The sequence below is a fragment of the Saccharopolyspora sp. NPDC045941 genome, from assembly GCF_056431445.1.
In genome coordinates, this window is record NZ_JBWKKU010000008.1 from 135,166 (window position 1) to 148,318 (window position 13,153).

Annotated in this window: 13 protein-coding genes and 2 pseudogenes; 7 read left to right on the forward strand and 8 right to left on the reverse strand. The window is 68.1% G+C overall.

From position 1 onward, the window contains the following. Positions 1-25: 25 nt before the first annotated feature. The gene (locus tag AC07FN_RS08860; protein ID WP_478395104.1) at positions 26-1,027 is read right to left on the reverse strand and encodes a saccharopine dehydrogenase; all 1,002 of its coding nucleotides are present in this window, start codon (positions 1,025-1,027) and stop codon (positions 26-28) included. Positions 1,028-1,113: 86 nt separating this feature from the next. On the opposite strand from AC07FN_RS08860, the gene AC07FN_RS08865 reads away from it, so the two are divergent. Beyond that, a complete protein-coding gene (locus AC07FN_RS08865; protein WP_478395105.1) occupies positions 1,114-1,701 on the forward strand; it encodes a TetR/AcrR family transcriptional regulator in 588 nt (195 codons plus the stop codon). Between the two features lie 80 nt (positions 1,702-1,781). Here AC07FN_RS08865 and AC07FN_RS08870 read toward each other — a convergent pair. Together AC07FN_RS08870 and AC07FN_RS08875 are read right to left on the reverse strand one after the other, a co-directional pair. Continuing rightward, a pseudogene (locus AC07FN_RS08870) lies at positions 1,782-2,434 on the reverse strand (SUKH-4 family immunity protein). Between the two features lie 220 nt (positions 2,435-2,654). Then, positions 2,655-3,878: a cytochrome P450 gene (locus AC07FN_RS08875; RefSeq protein ID WP_478395106.1), complete on the reverse strand. Its 1,224-nt coding sequence runs from the start codon at positions 3,876-3,878 to the stop codon at positions 2,655-2,657. Positions 3,879-3,955: 77 nt separating this feature from the next. Between AC07FN_RS08875 and AC07FN_RS08880 the strand changes: the two genes are divergently transcribed. Then, a complete protein-coding gene (locus tag AC07FN_RS08880) occupies positions 3,956-4,861 on the forward strand; it encodes a helix-turn-helix domain-containing protein (RefSeq protein ID WP_478395107.1) in 906 nt (301 codons plus the stop codon). A 21-nt stretch (positions 4,862-4,882) separates the two neighbouring features. On the opposite strand, the gene AC07FN_RS08885 is transcribed toward AC07FN_RS08880, so the two are convergent. Next, positions 4,883-5,932 (reverse strand): zinc ribbon domain-containing protein, encoded by a 1,050-nt coding sequence (locus AC07FN_RS08885; RefSeq protein WP_478395172.1) that lies wholly within the window; start codon positions 5,930-5,932, stop codon positions 4,883-4,885. Here AC07FN_RS08885 and AC07FN_RS08890 point away from each other — a divergent pair. Next, on the forward strand, positions 5,925-6,134 hold the full coding sequence (locus AC07FN_RS08890; protein WP_478395173.1) for a hypothetical protein: 210 nt from the start codon (positions 5,925-5,927) through the stop codon (positions 6,132-6,134). The two genes, AC07FN_RS08885 and AC07FN_RS08890, sit on opposite strands and share 8 nt — an antisense overlap. 150 nt (positions 6,135-6,284) lie before the next feature. On the opposite strand, the pseudogene AC07FN_RS08895 reads toward AC07FN_RS08890, so the two are convergent. The 4 genes and pseudogenes from AC07FN_RS08895 to AC07FN_RS08910 all read right to left on the reverse strand — a co-directional run. Next, positions 6,285-6,731 (reverse strand): annotated as a pseudogene (locus AC07FN_RS08895) (WXG100 family type VII secretion target); the annotation flags it as partial. Then, positions 6,691-7,005 carry a hypothetical protein gene (locus AC07FN_RS08900; RefSeq protein WP_478395108.1) on the reverse strand — a complete coding sequence of 105 codons (315 nt, stop codon included), beginning with the start codon at positions 7,003-7,005 and terminating at the stop codon, positions 6,691-6,693. The gene AC07FN_RS08900 and the pseudogene AC07FN_RS08895, both read right to left, overlap by 41 nt. A 417-nt stretch (positions 7,006-7,422) precedes the next feature. After that, complete coding sequence (locus tag AC07FN_RS08905; protein WP_478395109.1) at positions 7,423-8,712, reverse strand: 4-hydroxybenzoate 3-monooxygenase; 1,290 nt, start codon at positions 8,710-8,712, stop codon at positions 7,423-7,425. Next, complete coding sequence (locus AC07FN_RS08910; protein ID WP_478395110.1) at positions 8,709-9,482, reverse strand: AraC family transcriptional regulator; 774 nt, start codon at positions 9,480-9,482, stop codon at positions 8,709-8,711. Before AC07FN_RS08910 ends, AC07FN_RS08905 begins: the two co-directional genes overlap by 4 nt. Between AC07FN_RS08910 and AC07FN_RS08915 the strand changes: the two genes are divergently transcribed. From AC07FN_RS08915 to AC07FN_RS08930, 4 genes are all read left to right on the forward strand, one after another. Beyond that, entirely contained in the window at positions 9,468-9,647 is a 180-nt protein-coding gene (locus AC07FN_RS08915; protein ID WP_478395111.1) for a hypothetical protein, read from the forward strand. The genes AC07FN_RS08910 and AC07FN_RS08915 overlap by 15 nt on opposite strands. A 144-nt stretch (positions 9,648-9,791) precedes the next feature. Beyond that, a complete protein-coding gene (locus AC07FN_RS08920; RefSeq protein WP_478395112.1) occupies positions 9,792-10,031 on the forward strand; it encodes a hypothetical protein in 240 nt (79 codons plus the stop codon). 464 nt (positions 10,032-10,495) lie between these two features. Then, positions 10,496-11,413 carry an aromatic ring-hydroxylating dioxygenase subunit alpha gene (locus AC07FN_RS08925; protein WP_478395113.1) on the forward strand — a complete coding sequence of 306 codons (918 nt, stop codon included), beginning with the start codon at positions 10,496-10,498 and terminating at the stop codon, positions 11,411-11,413. After that, on the forward strand, positions 11,413-13,143 hold the full coding sequence (locus AC07FN_RS08930) for a Rieske 2Fe-2S domain-containing protein (protein ID WP_478395114.1): 1,731 nt from the start codon (positions 11,413-11,415) through the stop codon (positions 13,141-13,143). The genes AC07FN_RS08925 and AC07FN_RS08930 overlap by 1 nt, the downstream gene beginning before the upstream one ends. Positions 13,144-13,153: the final 10 nt, after the last annotated feature.

The window sequence follows — 13,153 nt, forward strand, 5'->3', positions numbered from 1 at the left end:
CACTGCCACGGCCGGTTTGCGCGCCTCACGCGTCGACGAAGGTGGTCCCCACGTCGACCAGTTGCTCGACCACGTAGGCCGGATCGAGCAGCACCTCGGGGGTGTGGATGCCGGGCGCCACCGCATCGCCGCGCAGCCCGAGCAATCGTTCGACGCCCAGGGCGAGGCCGAGCGAGGTCAGCGGGCGCTGGCCGCCCGGGTGGACCACGTACCGGTCGATGCTCAGCGGTGCGCCCGTCGGGCCCACCCCTTCGAGATCGATCCGAACCTCGACGGACGGACCCTCGCCACGGCGCGAACCCGCGGATTCACCGACCGCGAAGGCGAATTCGACGTTCGGCGCGCCCGTCGCGAACGCCAGACTGGTCACGTCGAGGATCGGGATGGCCTGGCCGGTGACCGCGGTGCCGTCGAGGCTGCGCAGCTCCACCTGCGCCTCGGCCGCGCCGACCCAGGCGAACACCCCGTCGCGCCGCGCGTACCCGGCGGAGGTGACCTCCGCCCAGCGCTCCAGATCCGCGAGCCCCGCGGGCCCGCCCGCGTCGTTCTCGTCGAGCATCGCGCCGATCCGGATGGTGTCGACCCGGTCGAACTCCTTGGCCCACTCCAGCGTCACGAGAGTGATGACACCCGCAGCCCAGTGGCTGGCCATCAGCACAGGTGCGGCGGCCGGGCGCTGCACGCCGGCGGTGATCTCCGGCGCGATGTCGATCATGCCGCTGGACAGGCTGGCGTACGGTGCACCGTGGTCCTGCGCGAAGCGCAGCCCGTTCAGCCTGCTGTCCCACAGCGTCGCGACCACCGCCGAATACTCCTGACCGGCGGGCAGTCCGAGATCACCGCGCGCCAGATCGACCGTCACCGCGGTGGCGCCGCCCAGTTCGCCGGCCACCCGCCGCGCACGTTCCAGATCCCGGCCCGCGATGGTCAACGGCAGCTCCGGGTGCCACCGCCGCAAGTGAGCGGCGGTATCCGAGCCCGCCTGTCCCGACCCGCCCAGGAGCAGAACCGATTTCCGCTGGTCCATGTGCGTCTCCTCTCGATCTCCAGCAACCTACACTTTGTAACTTACATTGTGTAGCTAGAATGGTGTGCGGACGCAAGAGGAGGACGATGACCACACCGCCGATCCGCCTGTCCAAGCAGGCCCGGCGCGAGCAGTTGCTCGACGCGGCCTCGGCGATCGTGCGCGCCAACGGCGCGGACGGGCTGACGCTGGCCACCCTCGCCGAGGCGGCCGGGGTGAGCAGGCCCATCGTGTACGACCACTTCGGCACCCGCCCCGGACTGCTGCTCGCGCTCTATCGGCGGCTCGACGAACGGCACCGGGCCGCCACCGCGCAGGCGCTGGAGCAAGCCCCGCCGACCGCGGCGGGCATCGCGGGGGTCATCAGCGGCGCGTACTTCGCCTGCGCCACCGACATGCCGGAGTTCAACGCCGTTTCCGCGGCGCTGAAAGGCGATCCGGAAATGGAGGCGATCCAGCACGAGATGTACGACGGCTACACCGATTTGATGGCCGATGCACTAGCGCCGTACTCCGGCCTGAGCCGGGCGGCACTGCGGTTGCACTGCGTCGGCGCGTTCGGTGCCGCCGAGGCCATTGCCGCCGAGTTGAACCGGGGGACCGCGACCGCCGACGACGCCATCTCGGCTTTGACCGGCGTCATCCTAGGCCGGATCGAGCAGGCCACCGGATAGCCGCACCGCAGGCACTCGCCGAGCGGAAACGCCGCTGCCGCAACGACATCGGCGCACGCGGAACCATCCAGCGCCTCGTGTCACAACGTGTCGAAGTTGTCCGGATCGAGGACGTGCTGCCAGGCTTCGGTCTTCCCCGCCGCGGGGTCGATCCCCTGCAGCCAGTCGGCCAGTTCGGCCAGCAGCTCCTCCGAGTCCAGATTCCCCGACTGGTCGTAGACCACCATCCGCTGCCAGTGCAGGCTCACCATCGCGGTGAACTGGGCCAGACTCGTACCGACCAGGGTTTCCGTGCCCGCCCCGGCGTCGAGCGCGGTGGCCTTCGGTGCCCGGCGGACCATGCCCGAGGCGCCGTCCAGGCAGAGCACGCCTTCGATCCATTCGCCCAGGAGGTAGAACGGGCCTCCACCACCGGGGAGTTCGGCGCCCTGAGACTGCTCCCAGTCGACTTCCGCAGTCCTGTCGCCGACAGCGGCAGGGTGTTGAGACCGAAGAAGAACTCGATCTCCGGGAAGCCGACTCCCTGCAGGAAGTCTCGCGAGGGCTGATGGGTGAGGCTGTCCGGGATGCGGGAGCCGGTCAGCCTGTGCGTGCGGTCGGCGCCGAAGACCGCACGCAGGCGCTCGTAGGTGGGTCGGCAGTCGTCTTCACGGTAGGGGCGGGTGGCGATGCAACCGTGTGGGGCGAGCATCGGCGATGTGCCGCCTGGTTTCCCGGGTTCGACATCCGTCATGCTTCGCCTTCCAAGTATTGCCGTCGGTTCCACACCACCAATACTCGATGTCCCGAACGCACAGGGTCGTGAGTGCCTGTGGTCGCCACAGGTCGCCACAGCAGCCACAGGCACTCACGACCCAGAGGCACAGGCATTCCGCACAGAGGATGAAGAACGCTCAGGGGACTTGGGCCCTGAACGCGCGATAGTTCCCGTGTTCGGGGAAACCGCGCCGAGCTCAGGTCGAACTTCGCCGCACCTCCCATTGCACGGGGAGTTCGGCTGGGCCGCGCAGCGCGGTGCCGACCTGGCTGGTGATGCGAGCGCGCTCGGTGGCGTTGTCCCGAATTCGCAGGTCGGGGAGGCGGCGCAGCAGGATCGAAAGGGCCGTTCTCAGCTCTGCCAGGGCGAGCCAGGTGCCGGCGCAGGTGTGCGGTCCTTGGCCGAATGCCAGCATGTCCGCCGCTCGTCGGGTGATGTCGTAGCGATGGGGGTTCGGGTAGGCGGCGGGATCGCGCAGAGCTGCGTTGATGGAGAAGATCATCGGGGTGGACGCGGGGATCTCGATTCCCCGCCACGTGGTGCTTTCCGGGCAGATGCGGGGTAGCAGGCCGACCGGAGGTTCCCATCGCAGGCCTTCCCAGATCGCCCACCGCACGTGCTCGTCCGGGGCTGAGCGGACCAGTTCGAGCTGGTCGGGATGGGTCAGGAGGGCGACCAAGGTGTTGGCGAGCGCGAGCATCGTGGTGTCGGCCCCGGCGGGGAAGAGCAGTCGCAGGAATGCCAGCACCTGGTCGTCATCGAGCCGTTCGCCTTCGGCGGTCGCGGTGACCAGCGTGGATATCAGGTCGTCACCGGGGTTGCGGCGGCGGTGTTCGAGGATCGGCGTGAGGTACTCGGTGAACTCCTGCGAAGCCGCCAAGGCGGAGTCGGGATCGAACGGGTAGCAGAACAGGTCGTGAGCCCAGCGCCGGACGATGTCTTCGTCCTCGACCGGGAGCCCGAGCAGTCGGCTGATGACCAGCACCGGGTACCGGGTCGTGAACTCGGCGACCAGGTCCGCCTCTCCGTGGTCTGCGAAGCGGTCGATGAGTTCGTGGGCGAGCGGGTCGAGCACCGGCTCGATGTGCCGGGCGACTTCGCCACGCCGGAACGGAGGTGACGCGATGGCGCGGTTGATCCGGTGCTCACGCCCGGACATGCACTGCAGGGTCTTGCCGAGCACGGGCCCGGTCGTCAGCGGGTAGATCGCCGAGGCGGGGAACGTGGCCTCATCCCGGAACGCGGCACCGACCAGCTCGTGAGTGAGCAGGAGCACCGCGTGCTTTCCGGCGAACGGCACGATCGCGTACGGCTTCGCCGCGCGCAGCCCGGCGAGGATCTCGTGGAGGTCGGTGGTGTCGTCCACGGCGAAGTCGAAGCCTTCCAGGTCTGCTCCACCGGCGAGTGGCGAGGCGGTCATCGGAACCTCTTTCGCATGCGACCCGAATATTCGTATGATCAACGCAAATAATCGTGTTCAGCAGATTAGGGGGCTGCATGGCGGTGGGCAAGGACCGATCGGCTTCGCCGCCGACGGAACGAGCGATCGCGGTGGTGGAACTGGTCGTGGAGCGGGGAGCGCCGATGACGGCCGCCGAGGTCGCCGACGAACTCGGCCTGAGCCGGTCCACTGTCGCGGCCGTACTTTCTGCGCTCGACGAACGTGGCTGGGTGCGCCGGCTGGCGGATCTCAGCTACCAGCCCGGATCGAGGCTCGCCGGACTTGCGGCCACGGCGCGCGACTCGCTGGCAGCGCCTGCCGGGGTCGAGGAGGTGCTCCGCGCGTTGTCCCAGCGCGTGGGGTGTGGGGCGGCGTTGAGCCTGGTGACCAGAACCGAGTTGACGTTCCTGGCTGTCACCGAAGGCAATGGCAGGCTGCCGGCGGGAATCACCACCGGAACCAGTCTGCCGCTGCGTGCGCCGGCCGGAGCGGCCGTGGTGGCCTTCGCCGATGAGCAGGGGCAGAGCGCGTGGTTGGCCACCGCAGCTCCCGAACAGCGCCCAGCTCTCGCCGAGGTGCTTGAACAGATTCGGGCCACTGGAACCGGTTTGTGGGGTATCGGCGCGGCCGATCCAGTCGTGCTCGACGTGCTCGCCGACGTGGTGGAGCAGCTTGCCGCTGACGCTGTTCCGCAGCACCTGCGGGGTCGCGTCCTGTCCCTGCTCGCCAGGATCAGCGGGCAGCCCTACGGATTCGCAGACCTGGATGCCGACGAACCGCTGCCCTTGAGCTACGCGGTGGCTCCCGTCTTCGACCGTGCCGGCCGCGCGACCTGGGAACTTCAGGTCGGGCCGCTGCGGGAGGCTGTCGGTCTCGCTGAACGCGAGCATTACGCCGGAGAACTCCGTCATGCGGCCGAGAAACTCAGCATGAGCCAGAAGAACCAGCCCAGCAGGCACTGACCTACGCGGCGGCGAAAGGGCTCATCGCGGCCCGTTGATCTGTTCGCGGGTGAAACTCTCGGTGGACTTCAAACCGATTCGGAAGAGCCATTCTTCGAGGCCCGTGTCGGGAAATGCCCGGTTGCCCGCGGAGCCAACGGCAACCCCGCGCACGCCGCCGGCAAGCGCACCGAAAAGAACGTCACGCCCGGTGGTGCCCGGGTCCCGGCTGCCGTTCGCGATTCCAGCTGCCGACTGCGCGGCAGAGCCGGACGCGCCCTTGGCGATGTCGCGCACGCTCTCGTGGAAGACGATCGACTGCCAGGGCTTGGCGGTGCCGAAGGAGTCCCGCCAGTCGTTGTGCCGCCACACCTCTCGCAGCTTGTCGTCGAAGGTGCCATGCATGTTGAACTGGATCGCCGCCGCCCTGACTTCGTTCGACGCGGCCAGCATCCGCCGCAGCTCGTTGACCACGTCCTCGGTCTGCTCCACCTCGCGAAGCGCCACGCCCGCCGAGTCATGTGCCGTGTCGAGTGCCTGCACCGCTCGGTCGTGCTGCTCGCGCAATGCGGTCACCTGTTGGGTGACGGCGTGATGCTCCGTTCTGGCTTCCCGGACGGAAGTCTCCGCATCGTCCCGCCAGCGCTGGTTTCCCGATCGCTGGTAGACGGCGAGGAGGCTTTCCGCGCGCCACAGTCGCTGTTCGGCGTTGTCGACGCGGCTCCGCGCTGCTTGCAACGCCGTGTGGGCTTCTGCCCCGCCGATTTCCGCGTCCTGCAGCGCAGATCGTGCGGTGGAGAGCTTCTCGCGGGCGTCGGAGGCACGTTCGTGCGCGGCGTCCAATTCGTCGATGAGGTGGCGGTGTTCGCGCGGGTTTCCCCGCAAGCCAAGCTCGCGGGCGTTGGCCCGAGCATCGTCGAGCCTCCAGATCGCCTGTTCTCGGTGTGCATGGGGGCGCGGGACAGGCGGGTTCGGTTCCGGCGGCGTTGTGGCCTGCCGCCGACCCGGCGAGTTCCACCGCAGCGATTGCACAGCGGCGTCGATCTGACCGCTGAACGGTACGAAAGCAGGCCGCCCGTCCGACGTGCGCAAGATCTCGCCCGAGCTGTCGACCTTCCTCTTCAGCCCACTGGCGCTTGCTCCGCCGAAGACGCCTCCGACGCCGAAGCTGATCGCCGCGTTGGTGAACAGGTGCTCCGGGTTGATGTCTTTGCCCGTGATCCCCGCTGCCGTGCTGCTGGCGGCGACGTCGATGGCGAAGTCGCGGAAACCCTCGACCAGCGCGCGACCATAGCCGACGCTGAAGCTCTCCCCCCCGCCAGCTCGCCGCCGCCAGCCGCTGAACGGCGGCCCGCACCGAGGCGAGCCAACGGGTGAGCGTGGCGAGTATCTGGGCGAGCAGGGCGAGCATGCGGTTCGACTGCGCGATCAGCGTCGCGATGTACGCTTCCGCAGTCGCGATCAGTGCCGGAAAGAATGCCGCCGCGGCGATGTAGGCGATCAGTGTCGCGATCTGAATTGCGATTTCTTTGAGAATCTCCGAAATCTGTTTTTGCTGCTGCGCGTGGTGACCCAGCGCTTGCGCCATTTCTTCGCAGAAGGTGGACAGCGCGTCGATGCGCCCGGTGAGGCCGTCGGTCGCGTTGTGAAAGGAGTCCGCTGCGGGGCCGGTCCAGCCCTGCGAATGGGCAAGCCGGGACTGAAGGTCCGCCTCGTGGCTGCGCAGGGCTGCGGCGAGCGTGCTCCAGGCCTCCGCCTGCGCTCCGAGCACGGCGGGGTCGCCGGTCTTCGCTGCCGCGTCGTAGGTCATGAACTCGCTCCGTTGACCGCGATCTGCTCGCCTTCCGAACTCATAGACCGAGGCCCAGCCTGGTGGCGGCCTGCTCGGCATGGTTCTCGGCCGACCGGTAGTCCGAGGCCTGCCGATCCAGCGCGTCCGCGTGCCTCAGCAACTCGTCCGCCTGCCCGCGCACCCCTTCGAGGACGGCCTGCACGACCGCCCAGGTCTGCGCTGCGGCCTCGTCGGATTCGGGCAGGTTCCCGTATCCGCTTTCCTGGAAGCTGCCGGCGAACTGATCACCCGAACTGCGCATGCCTTCGGCTACATCGCGGAGAGCCCTCGCCGTCCTCGCAATGTGCCCGGAGTCCACCGAAACGCGGTCCAATCTGCTGCCTCCTCATGCGCGTCGCGGTCTATCGACCGCCACACCCGAAAAGGCTCCTGGAGAAGATCGTCGTGACGCAAGCGGAAGGAAGAATGGGTGATCGCCCTAACATTCCCGCTGGCGGTCGTCGTCAATTGTTCAGCTCGTGTAAAGCAGCAATAAACCCGGCAGTTGCGGAATGTGCCTTGCGGAGATTGGCTGAGTGACCCTTTCCGGGGAACGGTCTGCGGCGCCAAGCTGGGCGGTGTCGGTGACGCCGAACTGGTGCCGCCACAGCCGAGGCGACCAGGCGGTCCAGCTGCGCGGGTCGCCGGGAGGGACCCGTCCCCGCGGGCGGGGATCTACCCGCGAGTTCGCGGCCGATGCCACGCGAGGCGTCAGCGATGAAACAGGTGCTTCCTCCCCGCGTGCGCGTGGTCAGTTCAGCCCGGCGATGAACTCGTTGAGCAGTCGGTTCGCCGAGCCGGACTCGAACAGGCGCGCAAGGTCCGCTCGGGCGATCTGATGCCGGAATTCACCTTGGTGCGAGGCGTCTCCGGCGTTGTGCACCAGTTCGGTCCACCACGTCGCGAATGCCTGGTAGTTCCACACGTGACGAATGCACGTCGACGAGTAACTGTCGAGCAGGCTGAAATCGTGATCCTCGGTCTGGTAGTGGACTACGGCGTTGGCGAACACTTCGGCGTCGTGCAGGGCGAGGTTCATTCCTTTCGCGCTCATCGGGGGAACGATGTGGGCGGCGTCCCCGAGCAGGTACAGCCGGCCGTAGCTCATCGGGCTGTACACCACGCTGCGCAAGGGCACGAGTTGCGTGCCGGCGATCGGGCCCTTGGCGGCCATGGGTTCGCCGAAGTGGGTCTCGAGTTCGTCCCAGATGCGCTCGTCGGTCCACTGCGCCGTGGAGCTGTCGAGCGGGCACTGCAGGTAGAACCGGCTTGCGCGCGGACCGCGAGCGAACTGTCCGGCGAATCCACGCGGGTGGAGCGCCATCATGGACTGGTGATTGGCGGGGACCTCGGCCAGGACGGTCAGCCACGCGTATCCGTACTCGTGCGAGTAACGCGTGAGGGACTCGCTGGGGATGGCGGCCCTGCTGACACCGCGGTCACCGTCACAGCCAGCAACGAACTCGCAACTGATCATCTTCGTCGAGCCGGCACTGTCCCGGTAGCGGACGAGCGGGCGTTCGTCACCGGCGATGTTCTCCACCGAGACCTCGGCGTCGAAGCGGAGGTCTCCGCCATCGCTGAGGAAAACGTCGATGAGGTTGCGGATGAGGACCTGCTGGGGGCAGAAACGGCCGTCGCCGTGATCATTCGCGTCGAGCGTGAGGGCGCGTGTCCCTCCGTCGACGCGGAAGTTCAGCACCGGCTCGGTCGGGACGCCGCCGACCACCCGGTCTTCGAGCCCCCACGCGCGGAACATGCGTGCCGCCCGGGTGTCGATGACCCCGGCTCGCTGGCGCTGCTCGACGTATTCACGGCTGTGCTTCTCCACGATGACGCAATCAATCCCGCGCCGCAGCAGGAGATTGCCGAGCGTGAGCCCGGCGACTCCCGCTCCCACGATCACCACGGTGACGTTCTTGTCTACTTCGGACGTTGATCCGCTTGCTGGCATACCTCCATGGTCACCCGACACCAGGGCTGCCGGGTACCAGCATGTCGACACGATGTTCCAGAAACCCGCCAAGCCCGTGGTGGTCACCGCTCCCTGCGGCGCAGCTCCATCTGATACCGCCCAGGTGTCTGGCCGACGATGGCGGTGAATGCTTCGATGAAGCTGGTCGGGTTGGCCCACCCCAGCCGGGCGGCCGTATCGATGACCGCGGCTCCCTCGGCCAGCCTGATGAGCGCGTGCTGGACCCGCAGCAGGCTGCGCCACTGGTGGAAGCTCATCCCCAGCTCGGTCTGGAACAGGCGGCTCAAGGTCCGTTCGCCGGCCCCGGCCACCCGCCCCAGCTCCGCCAACGTCAACGATGCCGCGGGATCGGCATGCAGCAGGTCCGCGACCGCACGAAGACGATCATCGGTCGGCTCCGGAAGATGCAGCGCCTCCTCGTGGCCATCCACCAGCTCGTCCACGACCACCCCGCGAAGCCGGTCCCGCGCCTCCGGCCGAAGCTCACGACCACTGGTGAGCACCAGCAACGCCTCCCGCAGCAGCGGGGACACCGCGAACACCATCGGCTGATCCGGCAACGACGCGCACAGCGCCCCGGCAACCTCCAGCACCCGGACCTCGGTCTGCCCGTACGCGCGGTGGTAGTGCTCGAAACCCGGCGGCGTCCACGCGACCCGGTTGGCCGGGGCGACCCATGTGCCCCGCTCTGTCGTAGTGGCGAGAACGCCCGCCGAGGGATACAGCAACTGCCCCTCGGTATGACGGTGCGGCGCAATGCCGTCCCCGTGCACGAGCAGCCCCCGCTTCTCCACGATCTGCGTGACCAGAGACGGCCTCTGGTGGATATCAGGCACGATATCGAGCCTACCGACCGGCGCGCGCTGCGCGACCTGATCACACGCGGCACGCCGCCCCGCGGCACCGGCCTGTCCGCCGCCGCCACCAACCTCACCCGAAGTCCACAGTGGATCAACCACGTGCGCGTAGGGCTGGGCTCATCGGCCAACCGGCACCTGTGACCTGCGGAGCCCATGCTCCTGAAAGGAATCCCTACATGTTCGGTTCACCGCCGCGGCTCCGGAACCGGGTGAACGTAATCTCGGCCCTGCAAGAAACCGGCTAGGCCATTGTGGCCTCGTTCATCAGGAGAGGTGTGTATGAAGATGCGGCGTTCCCTCATCGCTGCTGGTCTGACCCTCGGTGCCGCCGTGGTCTCCCTTCCGCTGGTCGTCGGCTCCGCTGCCGCGTCCGGCTGGGAGACCGTCGGCGGCGGACCCGCGGTGTATTCCTCGATGGATCAGTGCAATGCGGAGGCTGCGCAGCTCAAAGCCGACGGCACCTACAAGGACGCCAGGTGCTACGTCGGCGACAAGGGCTGGATCTTCCTCGAGGTGCTGAGCTGACGCTCGGCGCGTATCGGGGGCAGGGGCGAAGCCATTGCCCCGCAAGACCCCCGTCACGAACCCGATAGTCCCGGGCCCGCGTCCCGGACGTCCTGCTGCCCCGGTGTGCTGACACCGGGGCAGCATTGTGTCCGCAGTGCGTACGGGTGGTGGTGCGATCACGACCGAAACGCGCGAGCTGGTGCGGCTCGCAGAAGAGATCGGCCACGAGTCATCCCAATGTAGCAACGGGGACCGGTCTTCCCGTGGCAACGGCCGGTGGGGCCCGGCTTTCGCCGGGGCCGAGCCGTGAACGGCTTGCAACAGTTTGTTTATTTTTCGGGCGGATGGTGCTAGCTTGCTGGCTGGCACCAGTTCGGGAGTGATCTGCGCCGGGTCCGTGGTCGCGTCGTCGACTTCCGGAGCGGGATGGCGTTTTCGGCCGTACCCCTCCCCTCCCGACCGTCTGTGCGAGGAGGCCGTCCATGGCTCCGAAACTCCTGGAACAACCCTGCGAAGACGAGGTCCTGCTCGACCTCTGGCACCCGCTGGGTGCCGTCGAGATGATGCCCCGGAACCGCACCTGGAAAGACCAACTGCTCGGCGTTCCGCTGACGCTGAGCAGATCGTCCGAGGGCAGGATCGCCGTGTGGCGACGGCGGGACGGCGATCCCGAGTCGGCGGCATGGCCGGCTGACGGGCCTCCCGCTTCGACCCTGCCGGTGATCGAGCGATACGGCTACCTGTGGACGTCGCTGGGCACGCCACGCCCGTTGTTCGAGATTCCGGAGGCCGACGAGAGCAATCGACGTGTGCTGCACGCCATCTCGGTCACCGCCCACACATCCGCACCCCGCGGCATCGAGAACTTCCTCGACATGGGGCACTTTCCGTTCGTCCACACCTCCGTCCTCGGCGCTGAGCCGCACACCGAGGTCAAGGACTACAACGTCGAGGTCTCCGTCGCCGACGGGGAGATCCTCGCCACGGATTGCGTGTTCTACCAGCCCAAAGCGGCTCTCTCCAGCCAGGGCGGGGCGGAGGTCGACTACGTCTTCCGGGTTCCGCATCCGCATTGCTCCGTGCTGTACAAGTCGAGTCCGGGGTCCGAGGGCCGGTTCGACGTCATCGGTCTGTTCGTGCAGGCCCTCGACCAGGAACACATCCGCGCCCACATGTGGCTGTGCCTGCTGGACGACGACCAGCCCGACTGGGCCCTGCGCCGGTTCCAGATATCTATCTTCGGCCAGGACAAACCCATCCTGGAGAACCAGGTGCCGCGCCGCCTGCCGCTCGACCCGAGGGCGGAGACGCCGATCCGGGCCGACAAGTCCGGGGTCGCCTACCGCAGGTGGCTGGGCCAGTTGGGGGTCCGTTACGGCGTCATCCCGGGAGCCGCGTGATGCGTGAGGACCTGCTGCTGCGCGCGGAGAAGACCTGGCACCCGGTCGCGTCCGAAAGCGATCTGGTCTACCGGCACGTGTTTCAAGGCCAACTGCTGGGACAGGAACTGGCCGTGTGGCGGGCCGACGACGACTACGTCAACGTCTGGGAGAACCGGTGCCTGCACCGCGGTGTCCGATTGTCGATCGCGATGAACGACGGCCGCGAGCTGAAATGCCAGTACCACGGCTGGCGCTACGCCAACCGGACCGCGGCCTGCACGTACATCCCGGCCCATCCCGCAGATGCGCCCGCTCGGACGATCACCAATCGCACCTACCCGGTGCGCACCAGCGGCGGTCTGGTGTGGACCGCGTTGGCGGAGCCGCCTGACGAGCCACCGGAACTCGATGCGGGTCTCGTACTCCGCCCCATGCCGGTGCGGGCGCGACCGGAGGACGTGTTGGCCCTCCTCTTGGAGCAGCCACTCGCGCTCCCGAACGCCGAGCCGCCGGCGACGAGACGACGCGGGGACTTCGTCGTCGAGCTGGAAGGCGTTGGTTTCTTCGCGGTGCAGCCCACCGATGCCGACCGCGCGATCATCCGGGGAGTGCTGAGCAGCCCCGCGCCGGTGGGCGGGCGGCTGCGGCTGCTTCGGCACTTCGACCTCGCCCTGACCCGGCTTCGTGAGCTCGCCCAGGACCGGGCTGCGGAGGAACCCGCCCCTGAACCGCTCTTGCCCCGCTACGAGCCGGTCCCGAAGCACTTGGCGTCGATGCCCGCCCGCAGCGGCCACCACGAGCTGCCGACGCGGGTCAGGGTGGTGCGGGTGTGGGAGGCGGGCGCCGGCGTCCGCGGCCTGGAGCTGGGACCGGTGGGCGACGGTCCGCTCCCCAGCGGCCAGCCGGGTGCTCACCTCGACGTCGCCCTGCCCGGTGGCCTGGTCCGGCAGTACTCCCTGGTGAACGGGCCCGGTGAGACCGGGCACTACGTGATCGGCGTGAAGCTGACCTCCGACTCCGCAGGCGGATCGATATCCGTGCACGAGCGGGTGCGGAAAGGTGACGTGCTCGCGGTGTCCCTACCGCGCAACGGCTTTCCGCTGCGGCAAGACCGCGAACGCACGCTGCTGGTCGCCGGCGGAATCGGGATCACGCCGCTGCTCGCGATGGCGCAGGCATTGGAGCACCAAGGTCTCCACTACGAGCTGCACCACTTCGTCGCGCGCGAAGCCGACGTGTCCTTCGGCGACCGCCTGTCGCGGCTCGGCAACGCCCGGACCATCATCGGCCTGGATCCGGTGGAGACCAGGGCCGAGCTGGAGCGGATCCTCCGCACCGCGGACGATGCGGATCGCCAGGTCTACATCTGCGGGCCCCCGCCGATGCTCGACGTCGCCAGGGATGTCGCTCACCGGGCCGGCTGGCCGCGCGATGCCGTGCACTTCGAGTACTTCCGCAACGACCAGGAGATCGACGAGAGCAGCCGTTTCGAGATCGTCCTCGCCCGGTCGGTCATGAACCTGACGGTGGAGCCCGGGCGCAGCATCTTGGAAACCGTGCGCGAGGCCGGGGTGACGGTTCCGTCCTCGTGCGAGCAGGGGGCCTGCGGTACGTGCCGGGTCGCGGTCATCGACGGCGAGCCGGACCACCAGGACGTCTACCTCGACGATGCCGAAAGGGCGGCCGGAGACTCGATCATGACGTGCGTCTCCCGGTCGCTCACCCTCCAGCTGACCCTGGACCTGTGAGGAGTTCGCG